General features: G+C 65.0%; 22 protein-coding genes and 1 tRNA gene. 19 read left to right on the top strand and 4 right to left on the bottom strand.

Features of this window, described 5'->3' with window-relative positions:
* The first annotated feature begins 16 nt into the window (after nt 1-16).
* The 6 genes from ASE13_RS12365 to ASE13_RS19875 all read left to right on the top strand — a co-directional run bounded on the left by ASE13_RS12365 (nt 17) and on the right by ASE13_RS19875 (nt 5721).
* Nucleotides 17-595: a DUF2059 domain-containing protein gene (locus tag ASE13_RS12365; RefSeq protein WP_162254692.1), complete on the top strand. Its 579-nt coding sequence runs from the start codon at nt 17-19 to the stop codon at nt 593-595.
* Between the two features lie 124 nt (nt 596-719).
* Nucleotides 720-887 carry a 50S ribosomal protein L33 gene (rpmG, locus tag ASE13_RS12370; protein WP_025560997.1) on the top strand — a complete coding sequence of 56 codons (168 nt, stop codon included), beginning with the start codon at nt 720-722 and terminating at the stop codon, nt 885-887.
* 328 nt (nt 888-1215) lie between these two features.
* The gene (thiC, locus tag ASE13_RS12375; protein WP_056616123.1) at nt 1216-3111 is read left to right on the top strand and encodes a phosphomethylpyrimidine synthase ThiC; all 1896 of its coding nucleotides are present in this window, start codon (nt 1216-1218) and stop codon (nt 3109-3111) included.
* 22 nt (nt 3112-3133) lie between these two features.
* On the top strand, nt 3134-3715 hold the full coding sequence (locus tag ASE13_RS12380) for a GNAT family N-acetyltransferase (protein WP_056616126.1): 582 nt from the start codon (nt 3134-3136) through the stop codon (nt 3713-3715).
* A gap of 146 nt (nt 3716-3861) precedes the next feature.
* Complete coding sequence (locus tag ASE13_RS12385) at nt 3862-4425, top strand: DUF2199 domain-containing protein (protein WP_056616129.1); 564 nt, start codon at nt 3862-3864, stop codon at nt 4423-4425.
* A 270-nt stretch (nt 4426-4695) separates the two neighbouring features.
* Complete coding sequence (locus tag ASE13_RS19875; RefSeq protein ID WP_156404873.1) at nt 4696-5721, top strand: hypothetical protein; 1026 nt, start codon at nt 4696-4698, stop codon at nt 5719-5721.
* A 153-nt stretch (nt 5722-5874) separates the two neighbouring features.
* Here ASE13_RS19875 and ASE13_RS12390 read toward each other — a convergent pair whose 3' ends face one another.
* The gene (locus ASE13_RS12390; protein WP_056616132.1) at nt 5875-6225 is read right to left on the bottom strand and encodes a hypothetical protein; all 351 of its coding nucleotides are present in this window, start codon (nt 6223-6225) and stop codon (nt 5875-5877) included.
* Between ASE13_RS12390 and ASE13_RS12395 the strand changes: the two genes are divergently transcribed.
* Genes ASE13_RS12395 through arr form a run of 4 tightly spaced genes read left to right on the top strand, consistent with a single transcriptional unit; the run spans nt 6218 to nt 8583 of the window.
* On the top strand, nt 6218-7132 hold the full coding sequence (locus ASE13_RS12395) for a hypothetical protein (protein WP_056616135.1): 915 nt from the start codon (nt 6218-6220) through the stop codon (nt 7130-7132). The genes ASE13_RS12390 and ASE13_RS12395 overlap by 8 nt on opposite strands.
* Before the next feature lie 57 nt (nt 7133-7189).
* Entirely contained in the window at nt 7190-7708 is a 519-nt protein-coding gene (locus tag ASE13_RS12400) for a 2'-5' RNA ligase family protein (protein ID WP_056616138.1), read from the top strand.
* On the top strand, nt 7708-8112 hold the full coding sequence (locus tag ASE13_RS12405; RefSeq protein ID WP_235536957.1) for a VOC family protein: 405 nt from the start codon (nt 7708-7710) through the stop codon (nt 8110-8112). The genes ASE13_RS12400 and ASE13_RS12405 overlap by 1 nt, the downstream gene beginning before the upstream one ends.
* Nucleotides 8113-8172: 60 nt before the next feature.
* Entirely contained in the window at nt 8173-8583 is a 411-nt protein-coding gene (arr, locus tag ASE13_RS12410; protein ID WP_056616148.1) for an NAD(+)--rifampin ADP-ribosyltransferase, read from the top strand.
* A gap of 33 nt (nt 8584-8616) precedes the next feature.
* Here the strand turns inward: arr and ASE13_RS12415 are convergent, their stop codons facing one another.
* On the bottom strand, nt 8617-9348 hold the full coding sequence (locus ASE13_RS12415) for an SDR family NAD(P)-dependent oxidoreductase (protein WP_056616151.1): 732 nt from the start codon (nt 9346-9348) through the stop codon (nt 8617-8619).
* 107 nt (nt 9349-9455) lie between these two features.
* On the opposite strand from ASE13_RS12415, the gene ASE13_RS20350 reads away from it, so the two are divergent.
* Nucleotides 9456-10925, top strand: coding sequence for a glycosyltransferase family 39 protein (locus ASE13_RS20350; RefSeq protein ID WP_056616154.1), 1470 nt, complete (start codon nt 9456-9458; stop codon nt 10923-10925).
* Between the two features lie 4 nt (nt 10926-10929).
* Here ASE13_RS20350 and ASE13_RS12425 read toward each other — a convergent pair whose 3' ends face one another.
* Complete coding sequence (locus ASE13_RS12425; RefSeq protein WP_056616157.1) at nt 10930-12357, bottom strand: sigma-54 dependent transcriptional regulator; 1428 nt, start codon at nt 12355-12357, stop codon at nt 10930-10932.
* Between the two features lie 160 nt (nt 12358-12517).
* On the opposite strand from ASE13_RS12425, the gene ASE13_RS19505 reads away from it, so the two are divergent.
* From ASE13_RS19505 to ASE13_RS12460, 8 genes are all read left to right on the top strand, one after another.
* Nucleotides 12518-12655 (top strand): aa3-type cytochrome c oxidase subunit IV, encoded by a 138-nt coding sequence (locus ASE13_RS19505; RefSeq protein ID WP_082596755.1) that lies wholly within the window; start codon nt 12518-12520, stop codon nt 12653-12655.
* Between the two features lies 1 nt (nt 12656).
* Nucleotides 12657-13778, top strand: a complete 1122-nt coding sequence (locus ASE13_RS12430; protein ID WP_056616160.1) for a Re/Si-specific NAD(P)(+) transhydrogenase subunit alpha — start codon at nt 12657-12659, stop codon at nt 13776-13778.
* Between the two features lie 74 nt (nt 13779-13852).
* The gene (locus ASE13_RS12435) at nt 13853-14254 is read left to right on the top strand and encodes an endonuclease domain-containing protein (protein WP_056616163.1); all 402 of its coding nucleotides are present in this window, start codon (nt 13853-13855) and stop codon (nt 14252-14254) included.
* Nucleotides 14254-14547 carry a proton-translocating transhydrogenase family protein gene (locus tag ASE13_RS12440; protein ID WP_056616166.1) on the top strand — a complete coding sequence of 98 codons (294 nt, stop codon included), beginning with the start codon at nt 14254-14256 and terminating at the stop codon, nt 14545-14547. The genes ASE13_RS12435 and ASE13_RS12440 overlap by 1 nt, the downstream gene beginning before the upstream one ends.
* A 25-nt stretch (nt 14548-14572) precedes the next feature.
* The gene (locus ASE13_RS12445) at nt 14573-16060 is read left to right on the top strand and encodes an NAD(P)(+) transhydrogenase (Re/Si-specific) subunit beta (protein ID WP_056616169.1); all 1488 of its coding nucleotides are present in this window, start codon (nt 14573-14575) and stop codon (nt 16058-16060) included.
* A gap of 148 nt (nt 16061-16208) precedes the next feature.
* Nucleotides 16209-17180 (top strand): hypothetical protein, encoded by a 972-nt coding sequence (locus tag ASE13_RS12450; protein WP_156404874.1) that lies wholly within the window; start codon nt 16209-16211, stop codon nt 17178-17180.
* Nucleotides 17181-17228: 48 nt separating this feature from the next.
* A tRNA-Val gene (locus ASE13_RS12455) sits at nt 17229-17304 on the top strand.
* Nucleotides 17305-17549: 245 nt separating this feature from the next.
* Entirely contained in the window at nt 17550-18311 is a 762-nt protein-coding gene (locus ASE13_RS12460; protein WP_056616175.1) for a FadR/GntR family transcriptional regulator, read from the top strand.
* On the opposite strand, the gene ASE13_RS19510 is transcribed toward ASE13_RS12460, so the two are convergent.
* The coding region (locus ASE13_RS19510) for an alpha/beta hydrolase (protein WP_235536958.1) at nt 18226-19242 on the bottom strand (1017 nt) is incomplete at its 5' end. The two genes, ASE13_RS12460 and ASE13_RS19510, sit on opposite strands and share 86 nt — an antisense overlap.
* Between the last annotated feature and the right edge of the window lie 507 nt (nt 19243-19749).

Genomic DNA, 19749 nt, shown 5'->3' on the forward strand with positions numbered 1-19749 from the left:
GCGAATGGGAGTGAATATGCTTCGGTTGCTTGCAGGCGCACTCGTTCTTGTCCTGTCGCCCCTGGCGTCGGCGAATGCGCAGACCGCGCCGGCCCCGGCCGCGGCCCCCGAGCCTGCGCGCCTCGCCGCCGCCCAAGCGCTCATCGACCGGATCATGCCTGCCGCCCAGCGCGATTCGATGGTCGAGCAGATGGTGCGGCCGATGATGGAGAATATCCGCGGCGCGGTACTCAGCGGGCCGAAGTTCGAAACCGCCAAGGCCGAGAATCCGAAGCTGGTGGCGACGATCGAGACGTTCATGAAGGACGAGTTCGAACATTCGATCGCCACGATGAAGGCATCGATGCCGGCGATGTTCGACGCGATGGCCCGTGCGTATGCGCGGCGCTTCACGCTCGATCAGCTGCAGGCCATCGACGCCTTCTTCCAGACGCCCGCGGGGCACGCTTATGTCACGTTGGCGCCTACGGTCATGGCCGACCCGGATTTCCTGGCCGTCCAGCGTTCGATGATGACCGATGCGATGACTGGGATGCAGCAGCGCATGGCCGCGCTCGGCGCGAAGATCGACGCGGAGGCGAAGCAGCGCCACTAGATGTCACGCGCGGCCGCATCGCCTTCTTGACTTTTCCACACGATTCGCGCATCCGCCGCGGCCTGACAGCGGTGCGCCTGCGCGCGCCGCTATTTCTTTTCGAACGATTCAAGGGTTTCGGGTCATGGCCAAGCCGACCACTGTCAAGATCAAGCTCGTCAGCACGGCGGACACGGGTTTCTTCTACGTCACGAAGAAGAATCCGCGCACCCAGACCGAGAAGTTCTCCTTCCGCAAGTACGATCCCGTCGTGCGCAAGCATGTCGAGTTCAAGGAAGCCAAGATCAAGTAAGGTCGCAGGGGCGCACCCGCCCCTGTATCGGAATCCGCACGCGGTTTCCCCCCGTGCGTGAAGCCGGGGGTCGGGGATCCGTGGCAGTTCCGCCGACAAGACAGAGGGCGCCCGTCGCAAGACCGGGCGCTCTTTTCGTTCTTTCCCTTCCCCGCCGCCGCGCCTAAGACGGCCCCATCCCCGGGGGAGCGCCGCACCGCGCTTGAGAGGAGGGCAGGAGCCCTCGACCCGCTGAACCTGATCCGCCCCATTCCTGGTAGATGGGCACCGGCGTAGGGAGGGAGCGGCCCCGCCACCGGACCGTCCTCTCCCCAATTGGAGAAGACGAATGGCCGACATCCCCGCCAAGACCGAAATCGGCGTCACCACCGGCCCGATTCGCGGCTCGCGCAAAATCCATGTCGGCCCGCTCGGCGTGAAGATGCGCGAGATCCACCTCGATCCGACCTCGGGCGAGCCCCCCGTCCGCGTCTACGACACGTCGGGCCCGTACACCGATCCCGAAGCCCGCATCGACATCAAGGCCGGCCTCCCCGCGCTTCGCCGCGACTGGATCCTCGGCCGCGGCGATGTCGAGCAGGTCCAGGCCCGCGAGATCCGCCCCGAGGATAACGGCCAGCTCGGCCCCGATCGCAGCGGCGGCGTCGAGCCCTTCCCCAACGTGATCAAGCGCCCCCTGCGCGCCAAGCCCGGCGCGAACGTCAGCCAGATGCATTATGCCCGCCGCGGCATCATCACCCCCGAGATGGAATATGTCGCGGTCCGCGAGAATCTCGGCCGCGAGCGCCTCGCCGAATATGCGCGCGACGGCGAGTCCTTCGGCGCCGCGATCCCCGATTATGTCACCCCCGAGTTTGTTCGCGATGAGATCGCGAGGGGCCGCGCGATCATCCCCAACAACATCAACCACCCCGAGAGCGAACCGATGGCGATCGGCCGCAACTTCCTCGTCAAGATCAACGCGAACATCGGCAACAGCGCCGTCGCCTCGAACGTCGCCGCCGAAGTCGACAAGATGGTCTGGTCGATCCGCTGGGGCGCGGACACGGTGATGGACCTCTCGACGGGCCGCAACATCCACGACACCCGCGAATGGATCCTGCGCAACTCGCCCGTCCCGATCGGCACCGTCCCCATCTACCAGGCGCTCGAAAAGGTCGGCGGCGTCGCCGAGGACCTGACCTGGGAGATCTTCCGCGACACTTTGATCGAGCAGGCCGAACAGGGCGTCGACTATTTCACCATCCATGCCGGCGTCCGCCTCGGCTACATCCCGATGGCCGCCAAGCGCGTCACCGGCATCGTCTCGCGCGGCGGCTCGATCATGGCGAAATGGTGCCTCGCGCACCACAAGGAGAGCTTCCTCTACGAGCGCTTCGACGAGATCACCGAGATCATGAAGGCGTACGACATCGCCTATTCGCTCGGCGACGGCCTGCGCCCCGGCTCGATCGCCGACGCCAACGACGAAGCCCAGTTCAGCGAGCTCTACACGCTCGGCGAGCTCACTCACCGCGCCTGGAAGCAGGACGTCCAGGTGATGATCGAGGGGCCCGGCCATGTGCCGATGCACAAGATCAAGGAGAATATGGACAAGCAGCTCGAGGTCTGCGGCGAGGCGCCCTTCTATACGCTCGGGCCGCTCACCACCGATATCGCGCCCGGCTATGACCATATCACCAGCGGCATCGGCGCCGCGATGATCGGCTGGTACGGCACCGCGATGCTCTGCTACGTCACCCCCAAGGAGCATCTCGGCCTCCCCGACCGCGACGACGTCAAGGTCGGCGTGGTGACCTACAAGCTCGCCGCCCACGCCGCCGATCTCGCCAAGGGCCACCCCGCCGCGCAGGTCCGCGACAATGCCCTGTCAAAGGCGCGCTTCGAGTTCCGCTGGCGCGACCAGTTCAACCTGTCGCTCGATCCCGACACCGCCGAGGAATATCACGACCAGACCCTGCCGGCCGAAGGCGCCAAGACCGCGCATTTCTGCTCGATGTGCGGCCCCAAATTCTGCTCGATGCAGATTTCGCAGGAAGTCCGCGCCTTCGCCAACAAGGCGAACCAGGGCGTCGAAGGCTTCCTCGCCACCGGCCCCACCGGCGCCGAAACCGCCGCCGCCAGCAAGGCCGCCGCACTCAAGGGCATGGAAGAGATGAGCAAGGTGTTCAAGGAAACGGGGAGCGAGCTGTATATGGGGGCCGGCGGGCGGGAGCACGACTGAGCGTCAACCGAACGGAGAGGGCATGGCAAGGATCACCATCGGCAAGCCGGAGGACAAGGCGCGACTGCTGCAGACCATCGTGCTCGGCTTTTCCGCTGATCCGATGGCGCGCTGGGCCTCGCCGGACGCGGCGGTCTATCTCGATCGGCGCACCGAGTTCTTCGACGCCTTCGGCGGCGCGGCCTTCGATCACGGCACCGCCTTCGTGGCGGATGACGGCGCGGCGGTCGCGACCTGGCTGCCCCCCGGGGTCGAATCGGACGGTGATCGCCTGTCCGCGATCATGGCCGAACAGACGCCGGAAAGCCGGATGGCCGAGATGGACGCCCTCTTCGCGAAGATGGCGGAATTCCACCTGCACGAGCCGCACTGGTATCTGCCGCTGATCGCCGCGGACCCCGCCCGCCAGGGCCAGGGCCTCGGCACTGCCTTGATGGAAGCCGCTGTCGCGCGCATCGACGCGGATGGCCGCCCCGCCTATCTGGAGAGCTCGAATCCGCGCAACATACCGCTCTACGAACGCTTCGGCTTCGAACGCATCGGCGAGATCAAGACCGAAACCTCGCCGGTCCTGACGCCGATGGTCCGGCCGGGAAGGACATGACGCGCCGGCCGCCCGCTTTGCGTTCCGTTGGCGCGACCCGTTCAGCCTGTCGCCGGGCATAGGGAGCACGATTGACCAATCGTCGGGGGGCAGATGCGCCAGTTGGTTGATGAGAAGTGCGGGAAGATTTCCCTGTCGGTGGCAGCGTGAGCTGGTTCCGGCGCCGGAAGTCGCTCGCCGAGCGGCTGACCGGCACATGGCGTTGCGCCACTTGCGATGAACTCCATGTCGGGCTCATGGCCCTCGCCGCATTCGCACCGAATCCCTGGCCGCATGCCGAGGAACGCGAGCCCAATGGCGCCATCCGCCTTGATGGCGATTTCCTGTCCGAGGATTTCTGCGTGCTCGGCGGCGAGCATTTCCTGGTGCGCGCCGTGCTGGAGATTCCGGTCCACGGCCTGAGCGAGAAGTTCGGCTTCGGTTGCTGGTCCACGCTCTCGCGAGAGAATTTCGACAAGTATCTCGAGGGTTTCGACGACGGCGCCTATCCCGACTGGGGCCCATGGACCGGCTGGCTATGCAATACGCTGGAGACCTATATCGGCACCGAGCCGCAGAGCGTGTACGTCTATCCCCAGCCGGATCGGCAGCGCCCCACGCTCCGGATCATGGACGAAACCCACCCGCTGGCGATCGATCAGGAAGAAGGCATCACCATCGATCGCCTGATCGAAATCCTGCGCTTCTATGGGCATGCTCCGACGGAGTAGGCGAAAAAACCGGCAGCGAGCTACACATGGCCCCCGGCGACCGCTTCACCGACTAGGCGACACAGGCGAGCAAGTTGCCCGGGGAGAAGATATAGGAGGCCGTCGTTGCCGGTGAAGCTGAGCGGAAGTCGGCATGGCGGTGACGCTTGCTGTAATCAAAAAAGGCTCGCAACGGCTTTACATGGCCGCTGATGCAATCATGATTGACATCGCAAAGCAGGAAAGAGGATGGATAGGGTATGACGCAAGATCAGCCATATCCCCATTAGCATGCTCGTTTCAGTTTCCTTCTTGGTTCGAGCTTGGGATCTCATTTGGGATGCGGATCCTTCAAGGGCGATTCAAGAGAATCCTTGGAGTAAGATTTCTGGTAACTTGGTGGGGTATGTCGGAGACGGTCCTCTTAGACCCGACAATATTTCTGTTAATGTGGCCGTACCGTCAGAGAAAATAATTCATCTTCATGAAAAGAATCATCCTAATTGGTATAATTTTGATGATTTTGTGTGCTTGAATTTTAATTTCACATGGGATGAAGTATTATTTTCTGCTGCTAGAGAAAATTCGATCAAGAGCGGTCTACCTGCTTCGGAGATCACCGAGGCAGCGACGAGATATCTTGGTACAATTAGCAATTCTATTGCTCAAAGATTTATAGCATTAGCTAACATTGGTATACCGGGGTTGGCTAGCAATAGGTTTAGTGCCGTTCACTCAGAAAATTTCTATGAAGAAGGTGCAGCATGTGGTTCTTGGCTAGAGTTGATATACGAAGATAGCTCGTTGTATAAATCAAAACCACTTAAATCAATTCCGATTACAGATTGCCTATCTTGGGGTAAATCCCTAAGAGGAGTTTGGTCTGACCTTCCTAAAACAAACGTAGAGAGAGCATTCTCGTATTTCTCTCACAGTTTTTACGAAGATTTCACAGGGCATTTAAATGGTATAGTATGGGCCATGGGGGCGCTTGATGCATTCTACTGCGAAAGTGCCGTCGGCTTATCAGAAAAAATTAAAAAAAGAGTGCCAAAAATATTCAATGGCGTTGATATAAATATACTAAAGAAATCATTGAACGCAATTTATAGCGATAGGTCACGAGTTTATCATGGAGATGTGGCTTTCCCTATGAATTTTTTTGATCCTTACCATGAGATGGAAGAATCAGAAAGTCATCTGAACATTTTCTCATCGCTGGGAGATTTATATTATATAGTGTGCGGCTCTCTGCAATACTCAGTTATAAAGGGTGCTGCAGAGGTGATTTTTGAAGAACGAGTCGTGGTGCGGTAATAGTAATTCTTGCATATCTAGCCCTCCTCGCCCGCGACTATGACGAAGCTCTCGCTTTCTGCATCGGCAAGCTCGGCATCACGCTCGTCGAGGACACTCCCGTTCCCCAGCAGAACAGGCACTGCGACCTGATCGAGCACAAGGTCGGCTGAGCTACTTCCGCAGCCACCGCGCCTCACCCGCGCCGATCCAGTGCTTCCCGTCCTTCGGCACGTCATAGGGGTTTACCACCGCCCAGCGTTTGACAGGCAGCAGCGCGTTCTCGCCGTCACTCAACGCCTGACTCGCGGCGTGGCGAAAGCTGCGCGCCGCTTCTGCCTTCCACGGCTTGTCGCTCCCGACACAAGTGAAGCCGATGATCGGCGTCTTCTGCGGCTGCGGCTCACGGCTCCTCCGAACCGTCGCCCCCTGGCGAACAACCGAACCGATCAGCAAAAGAACAAAAAAAGTACAAACCCCCTTCCAATGTAGGATTTCGTCTGCTCCAAGCTCGTAGATGAGCAAGCGATCAGATCCCGCAGCCTTCGCGCGCGCCGCTGGTGCCGCCGATCCCTTCCCCCTAACCGATCCGGCGCCCGCACCCGATCGCGCGCCGCTCCCCGAAAGCGACAATGCGCTCGCGGTGCAGGACGACGACGGCGCGCCGCCCGCACCCTATGACCCCGCCGACTATCGCTGGGTCCCGGTCCGCCGCCGCCCGCGCACCGACGGCTGGACCGAGGAGAAGCAGCGCCGCTTCATCGAAACGCTCGCCGATACCGGCCTCGTCAATGTCGCGGCCAGGGCGGTCGGCATGTCGCGGGAGACCGCCTATCGCCTCCGCCGCTCCGCGCATGGCGCCGCATTCGCGCGCGCCTGGGATGCGGCGCGCCATCATGCCGGCGGCCTGATCGAGGACATCGCCTTCGAACGCGTGATCGAGGGCACCGAGCAGGAAGTGCTCAACCGCGAAGGCGCGGTCGTCGCCACCCGCCTCGTCCACGATAATGGCCTGTTGAAATGGCTGCTCAGCCACCTGAAGTCCGAACGCTATGGCAGCGCCCGCGCGCCCGGCGCCGGATCCCAGGGGACGGCCATGCCGGTTCTGGAAGAAAGCCTCCGCGCGATGGAGCCCGCTCTGCCCGCGCCACCCGAAGCGCTGCTCGATCCCGAGACCTTTGCGGACGAACTGGAACTCGCCGATATCGCCGACGGCAAATTGCCGCACTTCCTCAGCGAACAGCCCTGGCCGAAGTCCGACGCCGAGCGCGCGGCGGAGCAAGCGGCGGCGCGTGATGCGCGGGGGGCCGCCGCGCTGAAGAAGCGCGACGAAGGCGGCGTGCTGACCGACGAGGAGTTCGCGGACCTATGCTATCATCTCGATCCGGTGAGCGACGCCCGCCCGCGCAGCCGTCGCCGGCAAGGCACCTGACCAGTGTGACCCTGGTGTGACCTTTCGCCTGACGTTCGCTCTGCTAGGCTTCGCTCCATGCGCGCCCGCAACCCGCTCTATGTCATGGCCAAGCCGCCGCCCGAGGTGCAGGCGCAGATCACCGCGCTCCCGCGCAACGATCCCGGCCGCGGCGCGGAGCTGCTCCACGCCACGCTGATGTCGCTGTTCGATCTCCATTACGCCCCGCCCGAATGGCTGCCGCAAGTCGTCGCCGCGCTGGACAGTTTCGAGGGTCCCGCCTTCCCGCTCGCCTTCGACCGGATCGAGAACCGCAAGGCCGTGACCCTGCGCACCCGCGCGCCGCTGGCGGAGGCTCGCGCGTTCCAGGCGTCGCTGGTCCGCCACTTGCTGGAACGCAAAGCCCCGATGATGCTCGGCACCACGCCCGAGCCGCACGTGACGATCAACTATCGCGGCGATCGGCTCGGTAGCCAGAAGATCGCGCCTATCGGCTGGACGGTCGACTCGATCGCGCTGGTCGAAAGCGTGGTCGGCAAGACCACCCATATCGAGCACGGGCGATGGCCGCTGCGCCTGAACGCGGGATCACGATAATGTCCCATCTGGCCCATATCGCCCTGATCGTCCGCGACTATGACGAAGCGCTTGACTTCTACATCGGCAAGCTCGGCTTCACGCTGGTCGAGGACAGCTACCAACCCGAGCAGGACAAGCGCTGGGTCACCATCCGCCCACCGAACGCCCCGGAAAACGCCACCACGATCCTCCTCGCCCGCGCGGCCACGCCCGAGCAGGCGCGCTTCGTGGGCGATCAGGCGGGCGGCCGGGTCTTCCTGTTCCTCGCCACCGATGATTTCGATCGCGACCATACCGCCTACACGCAAGCCGGCGTCGAATGGGTCCGCCCGCCCGTGCTCCAGCCCTACGGCAAGGTCGCGGTATTCCGCGATCTCTACGGCAATCTCTGGGACCTGGTGCAGTTCGCCGACAGGGATTGACCGCCGCCCGGCCGCCCACGACATCACCCGCTGCCCCGGAACAGCAAGGATGCGCGAACCATGACCTACGCCGCCGACGCCACCCCGCCTTTCTATCACGGCACCCGCGCCGATCTCCGCCCCGGCGATCTGATCGGCCCCGGCTACAGCTCGAATTACGGCAGCGGCAAGCAGGCGAGCTGGGCCTATTTCTCCGCCACGCTCGAAGCCGCGATCTGGGGCGCCGAACTGGCGCAGGGTGATGGGCGCGAGCGCATCTACGAAGTCGAACCCACCGGCGCCTTCGTCGATGACCCCAATCTCACCGACAGGAAATTCCCCGGCAACCCGACCAAATCCTATCGCTCCCAGGCCCCCTTGCGCGTCATCGGCGAAGTCCCGGAATGGCAGGGCCATTCGCCCGAACAGCTCCAGCACATGAAGGACCATCTCGAGCAGTTGAAGGCAGCCGGCATCGAAGCGATCGATTAGGGGCGAGACCCCATCGGTATATTGATCTCGTAATCAGAGCGTGTAGCCGCCGTCGCTGATCAAGGTCGCGCCGGTGACGAGCGCGCTCTGGTCGGAGAGCAGGAAGCCGATCTGCCGCGCGATCTCCTCGGGCTTGGCATAGCGGCCGAGCGGCGTGGCGGTCGCCGCCATCTCGGCAAAGGCGGCCTCGCGGCCGATCTGGGCGGCGCGTTCGGCGAACATCGGTATCGCGTCCCATACCGGCGTCTCGACGCCTGCGGGGGCGATGGCGTTGACCCGGATGCCGTGCGGCGCGCCTTCCTTCGCGGCGACCTTTGCCAAGTGGATCAGCGCCGCCTTGGACGCGCCATAAGCGGCGACGCCGGGCTCGGCCTTCACGCCGGCTGCGGAGGCAGTGAGGACGATCGATCCGCCGCGCCCGCGCATCGCGCGCATCGCCGCACGCAGGGTCAGGAATGCACCGTCGAGATTGATCGAGAGGATGTGCCGCCAGGCATCGAGACTCATATCGGCGATCGTCCCCGCCCCGGCGACGCCGGCATTGACCACCGCATGGTCGAGCCCGGCCAGATCGAGCCTGTTCCACATTGTTTCGTCGCGCACGTCGCCGGTTACCGCCTCATGCGCGAAGTCCGCGGAAATCGGATCGCGATCGACGAGGATCAGCCGCGCGGCGCCGTGATCGGCACAATGAAGGGCGACTGCGAGACCGATGCCGGATGCGGCGCCGGTGACGAGGATGGACTTGCCGGAGAAGGTGGACATGGTGCCGGTCTAGAACAGGGCAGGTGCGTCTGCCACCAGCAGGCGGAACCGCTTGACGCTGCCCACGCACGTCGCGACAGCAATGTCGGGATGGGAGGGCAGTCGTGATGCGGAACGCTGCGAAGGCCGAGTGGAATCGGGGAGACCTGCTCGCCATACCCATCCTGCTTCTCGCCGTCGCGCTGCGCATCGCCACTGCGGGCTATTCGCTGTGGTTCGACGAGATCGCCGCGATCCGCCTCGCCGACCAGCCGCTCGGATTGCTGTGGAGCGGATGGATGGCGCGCGAGGCCAATCCGCCGCTTTATTATACGCTGCTCAAGGGCTGGATGGCGCTGTTCGGCGCAAGCGACCTCGCCGTGCAGGCGCTGTCGGTGGCGATCGGCACCGCGGGGATCGCCGCGGGCTGGTGGCTGGCGCGGCGCATCGGAGGGACTCGCGCGGGACTGATCGCAGCGCTGCTGCTGGCGACCTCGGCGGCGCATGTCGATTTCTCGCAGGAAGTCCGCGGCTATATCCTCGCGCAGACCGCGGGTCTGTTCGGCTGTGTGGCGATGGTGGCGTATCTCGAACGCCCGCGGCTCGCGCCGCTCTGCGGCTACGCGCTCGCTGCGCTGGTGGCACTCTATTCGCACACCACGATGATCGTTTTCGTCGGCCTCATTAATCTCGCAATGGCGTGGCTGCTTCGCCGCGACATGCCCGCGCTGATCCGCTGGATCGCAGTCAATGCGATCGTCGCGATATTGTGGACCTGGTGGGCGTGGATCAGCTTCGGGCAGGCCCAGGCCGGCGGCACCGGGTTCAGCTGGATCGCCAGGCCGGACGTGATTTCGGCGCTCGGCATGACCGCGGTGATCTATCTCCCCTTTTATGTGGCGAGCGAGAAGGTCGTGCTCGCGCCGTTGCTGGCGCTGGGTTGGCTGGCGGGGGCGGCGTGGTTCGCCGCGCGCGATCGGCGACCGGCGGTGGTGCTGCTCGCGGTGCTGACGGTCGCGGCGCCGGTGCTGCTTTGGGCGCTGAGCCAGGCATTGCCGGTGTTCCTCCCGCGCACCTTGTTCTGGGCCGCCGGACCGATGCTGGTCCTGCTCGCGGTGGCGCTCGCCGGGCTTTCCTCGCCGATACGGACGGCATTGGTGGTGGTGTTGATCGCATTGCAGGCAGGGGCGTTGCTTCGCTGGCTCCCCGAGCGCGAGACTGAGGCCTGGCCCCGGCAGATCGCGGCTATCGCGCGCATCGATCCGCACGCGATAGTGCTGGTCGAGGGCGATGCCATGGCGGTGGCGACGGACCATTATCTGCGCAGGCAGGCGCCGGGCCTTCGCCTGGTAATCCTCGAGCGGTCCGGGGCGGTCGATCGCTGGGCCGAGGGGCTCGCCTCGGCGCCCCACGTCGACGCGGCCGGCGCGCGCGCGTTGCTTGTGCAGCAGCGCCGGGTCTTTACGCTCACGCGCGGCGATTATGCTCCGGGGACATCGCTCGCGGCGGTGGGAGTCGAGCGGCCCTTGCCCGAAGGGCCACGCCAACGGCAGCCCGCCCTCGGCCTGTGGCGCGCGCGCCCTTCGCCAGCGCGATAAGCGGTCAGGCGGCGCTCTGGTCGATCCCGAGTTCGCCGAGCTTGCGGTAGAGCGTCGAGCGGCCGATGCCGAGGCGGCGTGCGACTTCGGTCATGCGGCCGCGATAATGGCCGATGGCGAGGCGGATGACGTCGGCCTCGATCTCGTCGAGCGCGCGCAGATTGCCGTCGGGACGGAACAGAGTGACGCCGGCATTGCCCGAGCCCTGCTGCACCGGTCCGCTGCCGGCCGGGCGGCCCGCGGCGAGCCGGGCGATCTGGGGAAAGTCGGCACGGGCGAGACCGTCGCCGTCGCAGAGCACGGCGGCGCGGAACAGGGCGTTCTGGAGCTGGCGGACATTGCCCGGCCAGTCATAGCTGCCGAGCAGGGTCAGCGCGTCGTCGGTGATGCCCAGGGGCCGGAGCCCCGGCTGCTCCGCGATCCGCGCGAGCAGATGGCGGGCGAGCGCGGGGATGTCGCCGGCACGTTCGCGCAAGGGCGGGATCGTGACCTGGACGACGTTGAGGCGATAATAGAGGTCCTCGCGGAAGCGGCCGGCCTCGACTTCGGCGAGCAGGCTCTTGTTGGTCGCGGCGATGACGCGGACGTCGACTTCGCGGGGATGGCGCGCGCCGAGGGGCTGGATCTCGCCCGATTGGAGCACGCGCAGCAACTTGACCTGCGCGTCGAGCGGCATCTCGCCGACCTCGTCGAGGAACAAGGTGCCGCCATCGGCATCCTGGAAGCGCCCGATCTTGCGCTCGAACGCGCCGGTGAACGCGCCCTTCTCGTGCCCGAACAGTTCCGATTCGACGAGATTGGCGGGAATCGCGCCGCAATTGACGGCGATCGCCGGTTTCTTGTTGCGCGGGGAAGCGGCGTGGATCGCCTCCGCCACCACTTCCTTGCCCACACCGCTCTCGCCTTCGATCAGTACCGGCACCCGGGCGCGGGCGGCCTTGGCAGCGATCGCGAGGGCAGCGCGGAACTGCGGGGCGCTGCCGACGATCTCGTCGAAGGCGAGGCTGGCCGACAGCTTCTCGGTGAGCGGGCGGAGCTCGCCCGCGGTCAGGCCGCCGATCGCAACCTCGAGCGCGGCGAGCAGCCGGTCCGAAGCGATCGGCTTGACGAGGAAATCGGTGGCGCCGGCGCGCATCGCACTGACTGCGGCGGCAGCCGAGCTGTTGGCCGTGAGCACGAGGATCGGCAATTGCGGACGGCGGGCGCGCAGCTCGCCGATCAAGGCGGCGGCGTCGGCGTCGGACGAAGCGTGATCGAGGATGATCGCGTCGAGCGCCATGCCGTCGGGCGTGCCGAGCATCGCGATCGCCGTCTCCGATTCGCCCGCAAAGATGGTGCGCCAGGCGCGGCGCGCAGCGATCGCTGCGACGAGGCGGCGCTGCGCCGGTTCGTCGTCTATCAGCATCAGGAGGCGCTGTCCGTTGCGCGTCATCCGTCTGTCCCTAATGTCCCGTTTCAGGGCATTGCTTAGACTGCAACCGGTAAAGGCCCGCTTAAGCCTGCGCGCAACCGATGTTTGCGGCGGCGGGGTTGAGGGGATGCGGTGCCGCGGTTAAGGTCCGGCGAAATTTGCGCATAGGGGATGAGGACGCATGGCCGATACGGGCGACAACAGCACCGAAGTGCAGGTGCACGCCGAGACCTATAGCGGCTTCACCAAGCTCATGCTCTGGGGGACGATCGCGTCGGCCGCCGTCGGCGCCTTCGTCGTCTTCATGATCGCCAGCTGAGGTGAAGATCGCGGTGCTCAAGGAGACCGCCGCCGGCGAGCGGCGCGTCTCCGCGACTCCCGAGACCGTCAAGAAGTTCGTCGGTCTGGGCGCCACCGTCGCAGTCGAGGCGGGCGCGGGCGAGACTGCGTCGATCGCCGACCAGGGCTATGCCGATGCGGGCGCGACGATCGGCGACCGCGCTGCAGTACTGGCCGATGCCGATATCGTGCTCGGCGTGCAGGGGCCCGATCCCGATGCGCTTCCCGGTTTGAAGCAGGGGGCGTGGATCGTCGCGGGGCTGAACCCGTTCGGGGAGCGCGCGCGAGTCGACTGTTATGCCGCACTCGGTGCCGAGGCGCTGGCGATGGAGCTCATGCCGCGCATCACGCGCGCGCAGTCGATGGATATCCTCTCCTCGCAGTCGAACCTCGCGGGCTACAAGGCGGTGCTCGACGCCGCCTCCGAATATGGCCGAGCCTTTCCGATGATGATGACCGCGGCGGGCACGGTGAGCGCCGCCAAGGTGTTCGTGATGGGCGTGGGCGTGGCGGGGCTGCAGGCGATCGCCACCGCGCGGCGGCTGGGCGCGCAGGTCTCGGCGACCGATGTGCGCGCCGCGACCAAGGAGCAGATCCAGTCGCTCGGCGCCAAGCCGATCTTCGTCGAGAATGTGAAGGGCATCGAGGGCGAAGGCACCGGCGGCTACGCCACCGAGATGTCCGACGAATACAAGGCCGCGCAGGCCGAATTGGTCTCGAGCCATATCGCCAAGCAGGACATCGTGATCACCACTGCGCTGATCCCGGGGCGTCCCGCGCCGCGGCTGATCAGCGACGCGCAGATCGCGAGCATGAAGCCGGGCAGCGTCATCGTCGATCTCGCGGTCGAGGCAGGCGGCAATGTCGAGGGCGCGGTGGCGGGCGAAGTGGTGACCGTCCACGGCGTCAAGATCGTCGGGCACAAGAATGTGCCTAGCCGACTGGCCGCCGACACATCGGCGCTGTTCGCGCGCAACCTGTTCAATTTCCTGAGCGCGTTCTGGGACAAGGAAGCGGGCAAGCCGGTGCTCGACGAAGAGATCGGCAACGCGATCCGCCTGACGCAGGGCGGCAAGGTCGTGAGCGAGAGGCTGCTGGGTTGAGCATCGCCCCCCTCGATCCTCCCCGGAACGGGGAGGGGGACCGCGCGCAGCGTGGTGGAGGTGGTGCTCCGCGCATGCTTCGGCCCGAAACCGCTAGGGCGCGCAAGCAGCGCAGGGAAATGAGCTATCCCGAGGTGCTGTTTTGGCAGCGGCTGCGGAAGCGGATGTCGGGACTGCACTTCCGCAATCACCACGCGATCGGGCCTTATGTGGTCGATTTCTATTTGGCGCCGGTGCGGCTGGTGATCGAAGTCGACGGGCAGGTTCATGCGACACCTGCCGCGATTGCGCAGGATGTCGAGCGGAACCGGTTCATTCGTGAGAATGGGTACCGTCTCGTCCGGATCGATGCTGCCGAGGTATTGAAGGATGCGGACGGCGTAGCCGCTTCGATCGTGTCGCTCGCGGCGCTCCCCCTCCACCATGCTTCGCATGGTCCCCCTCCCCGTTCCGGGGAGGATCAAGGAAAGCACTGATGGACTTCATCTCGATCCTGTCGATCTTCGTGCTGGCGTGCTTCGTCGGCTATTATGTCGTCTGGTCGGTCACGCCGGCGCTGCACACGCCGCTGATGGCCGTGACCAATGCGATCTCGTCGGTGATCATCGTCGGCGCGCTGATCGCGAGCGCGGCGAGCGGCACTGGCGGAGGTGGCGCAACGTCGAAATTGCTCGGGCTCATCGCGGTGGTGTTCGCCAGCATCAACATCTTTGGCGGCTTCGCGGTCACTGCGCGAATGCTGGCGATGTATAAAAAGAAGGCGCGGTGATGCGCTTCAGGGGGATTCGCTGATCATGGAGAGTATCGCTCAAAGTCCATGGGCAGCCCTGGCGTATCTCGTCGCCGGCATTTGCTTCATCCTGGCATTGCGCGGGTTGTCCAGCCCGGTGTCGAGCCAGCGGGGCAATCGCCTCGGCATGATGGGCATGATGATCGCCGTCGTGACGACGCTGATCGTCCACGCGCCGCGCTACATGACCAAGAACGACGATGTCACCGCGATCATCTTCCCGATCGATACCACCGGGCTGGCCTTGATTTTCGGTGCCATCGCCGTTGGCGGGGGCATCGGCTGGGTGACTGCCCGCCGCATCCAGATGACCGCGATGCCGCAGCTGGTCGCGGCGTTCCACAGCCTTGTCGGCATGGCGGCGGTGCTTGTCGCTGCGGCGGCGTTCCTTAATCCGCAGGCATTTGGAATCGCCGATCTGGTGATCCCGATGATCGGCGAGCCCTTCGCCAGCATCCACCAGGTCAGCCGGGTCGAGATGGGCCTCGGCGTCGCGATCGGTGCGATCACTTTCTCGGGATCGGTGATCGCGTTCCTGAAGCTCAACGGCAATATGAGCGGCAAGCCGATCATGCTGCCCGGCCGCCACGTCATCAATCTCGGGCTGATCGCCGCGATCCTCGGCCTGATCGCCTATTTCGTGACCGATCAGAGCCCATGGGTCTTCTGGACCGTCACCGCGCTGAGCTTCCTGATCGGCTTCCTGCTGATCATCCCGATCGGCGGCGCGGACATGCCGGTCGTCGTGTCGATGCTGAACTCCTATTCGGGCTGGGCGGCGGCGGCGATGGGGTTCACGCTCCACAATACAGCGATGATCGTCACCGGCGCGCTGGTCGGCAGCTCGGGCGCGATCCTCAGCTACATCATGTGCCGCGCGATGAACCGCAGCTTCATCAGCGTGATCGCGGGCGGCTTCGGTGGGGACAGCGGCGGCGGTGCCGCGGCGGCGGCTACCGACCGGCCGTGGAAGCGCGGCTCGGCGGAGGACGCCGCCTTCCTGATGCAGCAGGCCGAGCAGGTCATCATCGTCCCCGGCTACGGCATGGCGGTGGCGCAGGCACAGCACACGCTGCGCGAGATGGGCGACAAGCTCAAGGAGCACGGCGTTCGCGTGAAATATGCGATCCACCCGGTCGCGGGGCGCATGCCGGGGCACATGAACGTGCTGCTCGCCGAGGCAAATGTGCCGTATGACGAAGTGTTCGAGCTCGAGGACATCAACTCCGAATTCGCGCAGACCGACGTCGCCTTCGTGATCGGCGCCAACGACGTGACCAATCCCGCCGCCAAGACCGACAAGAGCTCGCCGATCTACGGCATGCCGGTGCTCGACGTCGAAAAGGCGAAGACCGTATTGTTCATCAAGCGCTCGATGGGCGGCGTCGGCTATGCGGGCGTAGACAATGAATTATTCTACCGCGATAACACGATGATGCTTTTGGCCGATGCCAAGAAGATGGTCGAAGAGATCGTGAAGTCCTTGGATTGACACGCCTCTGGTCCGGATCGGGACAACCACTCGATCCGGAATGGAGGATTGAACACCCCACCCGCCGTGCGGGTCGCCTTATAACCTCCGAAACGGAGGAAATCGGACTCACCCGTTTCGGAGCCATGCGGCATCTCCGGAACAGAAGATGAACCTGAGGCAGGCGATGGCGAGATTGACCATGCTCCACGAGGGCCCAGGCGAGAGCTATGGCATAGCTGCCCCGATTGCGCTGATCGTGGCGGACGACGCGAGGGCGGCAAGCGAGGCCATCGCCGCGCTCGAAATGACCGGATGCATCGCGCGAAAGCCGGTCAGCTTCGCGGAGGCCTCGGCCGATCTCAGCAACTATGACGGGCTCGATCTGATCCTGATCGAGGCGGTGGCAGCGCCGGACGCGCTGCTGGATGTGGTGCTTGCGCGGGCGGACATGTTGGCGCGCGAACGCTCCCTCGGGGTCGTGGCGACGGTGCTGCCCGAGCAGATCGATGCGGCGGCGGCGCAATTATTGGGGCCGCGGGCGCAATTGCTCTGCAATCCCGGCAAGGCCGACCGGATCAGCGCCATCTCCACTGCGAAGTGGCGCGCACGCGGCGTGATGGACGACGTCAATCGCGAGGCGGAATCGGCGCGGTTGCGGCGACTGAGCGAGGAAGTCGCGCGGATCGCGGAGACCCTCGCCCGGCTGACCCGGGTCGACGATGCCGAGCCGCGCGGCGGCGTGCGCGATCGTGGGACCGGCTATCGCGGTCCGGACGCAGGACCCGCAGTGGAGATCGCTCCGGCCGAGATCCGGGCGGTGATCCGCGCGCGGCGGCTGCGCGCGCAATTCTTCGCCGACGAGTTGTTCGCCGATCCCGCCTGGGACATGCTGCTCGACCTGTTCGCCGCCGAGCTCGAGCGGCGTCAGGTCTCGGTATCGAGCCTGTGCATCGCCGCGGCAGTGCCGCCGACCACGGCGCTACGCTGGATCGGGACGCTGCACGATGCCGGCCTGTTCGAGCGGCAGGCCGACCCGAGCGACAGGCGGCGCGCCTATATCGGGCTCAGCAGCAAGGGACTGGAGGGCATGCGCAGCTATGCGGGTGCAGTGAAGCGGGCGGGATTGCACCTGGTGTGAAACCGGGCCTTGCCCCCGCGCGCCGCTTTTGGCATCGGCGGGGTGCAAGGGCGGTTAGCTCAGTTGGTAGAGCATCTCGTTTACACCGAGAGGGTCGGCGGTTCGAGCCCGTCACCGCCCACCATCATCGACATATGCGATAGAACCGCGTTATCGCATTGCGCGGTCCCGCATCGGTAGTGTCTGGTTGAGCCCCGAAATGGCGACAGCCGCCTGTGTTCGGTCAGGCGCGAGCATGACGGGAATCAAGTCCGTGCAGGATTCGGGTTGGCCGGACGCGCGCACGGCACCAGGGACATTGCGTCAAACGCAACTTGCACCGCGTTGCCGGCGTGCGGATAACGCGGTGTTTCAGGGGAGATTCACCACATGGCATCGGACAGCGAAGACTCCGCGCTTGCGGGTTCGCTCGCCGCATCTCCCCTCGCGTCATCCGCCAAGGGCACAGGCCGGCGCCTGCGTGGTGCCGTTGCGCATTATCTCGGCACCGCGATCGTTTCCGGACGCATCGCCCCTGGCGAGCGGCTGACGGGTGAAGTCGCCAATTCCGAAGCGCTCGATGTCTCCCGCAGCGCCTATCGCGAGGCGGTGCAAGTGCTTGCGGCGAAGGGACTGGTAGAAAGCCGCACGAAAGCGGGAACGCGCGTGCTTCCCCGCAGTCGCTGGAACATGCTCGATCCGGGAGTGCTGGCATGGGCCTTTTCGGGCGAACCCGATCTGGAATTCGTCCGGGATCTGTTCGAACTTCGTGCGATCGTCGAACCTGCGGCTGCCCGGATTGCGGCAAGTCGTCGCGAGAAAGCCGACATCAGGGCGATGAAGGATGCCCTGGCCCGGATGCGCCGCTTCACCTTGGCGACCGAGAAGGGCCGAGCCGCGGACCGCGATTTCCATGATGCGCTGCTGCACGCCACGCACAACAACGCGTTGATCGCGCTGAGCGCCAGCATCGGCGCGGCCGTGAACTGGACGACCCAGTTCAAGCAGCGCACGCGCGCGCTGCCACGTGATCCGCTGCCCGACCATGCGCGCGTCTTCGAGGCAATTACCGCCGGCAATCCCGAAGCAGCAAGCGAGGCAATGCGAACCCTGGTCGACCTGGCGCTCGAGGACACGCGCTCATCGATGTGAGCGCCGACGCGACGCAGGGCAGCCCCGGCGGGATGGACCTCATCGGGGGCCCGCGAACGCCAGGTGCTTGCTGATCGCCGGGATAGATCTCGAAGCTGTTGGCGATGCCATAGCGATCGAGCGCTTCGTGCAGCTTCCGGGAATCGTCCTTGAGCCCGTCGCGGTCGCCGACGTCGATAGCGATCGCGCGGTAACGGCGGAGATTGCCGACATATTGGTCGACGAACGCGAGCGGCGCGTTCGCCGCCCATTTCGCCAGTATCTCTGGCCGCACCACGCCGTCCTTCATCGGCAGGTCGAGGTACAGCGGAGGGTTTTTGGGATTGGGCGACCACGCAGCCGCGGTGGCGAGCTGCGCGCGCTCGCCCCAGCCGAGCTTGCTGGCTTCTTCCAGCGACTGCACCTTGGCGAGCTTCGCCCCGACCGCCGCGTCGAATTGGGCGGGGTCGCGCGGTGACAGGCAGCAAGGGCTCATCATGTAGATCGCCCCGAACATATCGGGGTGCTTCATTCCGATACGCGCGGTGCCATATCCGCCCATCGAATGGCCGGCCAGTCCACGGCTCTCACGCCTGGCCAGCGTGCGGTAATGCGCGTCGATATGCCGCACCAGATCGTGTGATACGAACGTCTCGAAATCGCCGGTGGTCGCCGAGCTCGAATACATCGATCCGTTATGCGCGGTCTTGCTGTCGGGAAGCACGACGATCATTTCCTTCGCGCCCTGGGCGAAGGCGCCTTCGATCGTCTGGGGGACGTGGATTTCCTTGACCCATTGCTCGGCACCGATCGAGTAGCCGTGCAGGGCGTAGAGCACCGGATAGCGCTTTTTGGGGTTGCTGGCGTAACCGGGAGGCAGCACCACCAGCACGTCGCGATCGGCGGACTCGCCCTCCAGATTGCCCAGAATGGCGGGAGAGTGGACCTTGATNGGGTTGCTGGCGTAACCGGGAGGCAGCACCACCAGCACGTCGCGATCGGCGGACTCGCCCTCCAGATTGCCCAGAATGGCGGGAGAGTGGACCTTGATACGCTGGACGGCGGCCGAAGGCGCACCCGGCACGGTCGCCGGAACGCGACCCTGTTCTCCCCGCTCCTGAAGCTGGCGCGGCGTCGGCCATTCGATGCCCAAAGCTACCGGGATCAGCGAACCCGCAGCATTTATATACGCCGACAAATTAGCGTTGATAGCGCTAACTTCGCTGGTTAATGTCTGCCCAGATTCACAGCAGGTGGATAGGGAGGATGGCCATAGCGGCTCGCGGCACGACCCTGCGAAGTCGCGAGCGGTAGCGCTAGCATTGATGTCGCCGCACTCCATCTTCGGCACTGGCGCCGATAAACGAACGGCTCCACCCGACACGATCGGCCAAGTGGCTGTGTGTGAGGCTGCCGCGGCATCGCGACCTGATCCGCAAGATCCATGAACAGGGTCTCA

The sequence above is a fragment of the Sphingomonas sp. Root241 genome (assembly GCF_001428865.1).
Classification (GTDB): Bacteria; Pseudomonadota; Alphaproteobacteria; order Sphingomonadales; family Sphingomonadaceae; genus Sphingomonas.

Excerpts from the sequence above, each read along its gene's own strand:
- ASE13_RS12415 (WP_056616151.1), bottom strand. The coding sequence starts at position 9,348 with ATGTCCACCTTCTCCGGCAAGTCCATCCTCGTCACCGGCGCCGCATCC.
- ASE13_RS12380 (WP_056616126.1), top strand. The coding sequence starts at position 3,134 with ATGGCAAGGATCACCATCGGCAAGCCGGAGGACAAGGCGCGACTGCTG.
- ASE13_RS12450 (WP_156404874.1), top strand. The coding sequence starts at position 16,209 with ATGAACCTGAGGCAGGCGATGGCGAGATTGACCATGCTCCACGAGGGC.
- arr (WP_056616148.1), top strand. The coding sequence starts at position 8,173 with ATGACCTACGCCGCCGACGCCACCCCGCCTTTCTATCACGGCACCCGC.
- ASE13_RS12395 (WP_056616135.1), top strand. The coding sequence starts at position 6,218 with ATGAGCAAGCGATCAGATCCCGCAGCCTTCGCGCGCGCCGCTGGTGCC.
- ASE13_RS19875 (WP_156404873.1), top strand. The coding sequence starts at position 4,696 with ATGCTCGTTTCAGTTTCCTTCTTGGTTCGAGCTTGGGATCTCATTTGG.
- rpmG (WP_025560997.1), top strand. The coding sequence starts at position 720 with ATGGCCAAGCCGACCACTGTCAAGATCAAGCTCGTCAGCACGGCGGAC.
- ASE13_RS20350 (WP_056616154.1), top strand. The coding sequence starts at position 9,456 with ATGCGGAACGCTGCGAAGGCCGAGTGGAATCGGGGAGACCTGCTCGCC.
- ASE13_RS12405 (WP_235536957.1), top strand. The coding sequence starts at position 7,708 with ATGTCCCATCTGGCCCATATCGCCCTGATCGTCCGCGACTATGACGAA.
- ASE13_RS12460 (WP_056616175.1), top strand. The coding sequence starts at position 17,550 with ATGGCATCGGACAGCGAAGACTCCGCGCTTGCGGGTTCGCTCGCCGCA.
- ASE13_RS12365 (WP_162254692.1), top strand. The coding sequence starts at position 17 with ATGCTTCGGTTGCTTGCAGGCGCACTCGTTCTTGTCCTGTCGCCCCTG.
- ASE13_RS12435 (WP_056616163.1), top strand. The coding sequence starts at position 13,853 with ATGCTTCGGCCCGAAACCGCTAGGGCGCGCAAGCAGCGCAGGGAAATG.
- ASE13_RS12400 (WP_056616138.1), top strand. The coding sequence starts at position 7,190 with ATGCGCGCCCGCAACCCGCTCTATGTCATGGCCAAGCCGCCGCCCGAG.
- ASE13_RS12440 (WP_056616166.1), top strand. The coding sequence starts at position 14,254 with ATGGACTTCATCTCGATCCTGTCGATCTTCGTGCTGGCGTGCTTCGTC.
- ASE13_RS12445 (WP_056616169.1), top strand. The coding sequence starts at position 14,573 with ATGGAGAGTATCGCTCAAAGTCCATGGGCAGCCCTGGCGTATCTCGTC.
- thiC (WP_056616123.1), top strand. The coding sequence starts at position 1,216 with ATGGCCGACATCCCCGCCAAGACCGAAATCGGCGTCACCACCGGCCCG.
- ASE13_RS19505 (WP_082596755.1), top strand. The coding sequence starts at position 12,518 with ATGGCCGATACGGGCGACAACAGCACCGAAGTGCAGGTGCACGCCGAG.
- ASE13_RS12425 (WP_056616157.1), bottom strand. The coding sequence starts at position 12,357 with ATGACGCGCAACGGACAGCGCCTCCTGATGCTGATAGACGACGAACCG.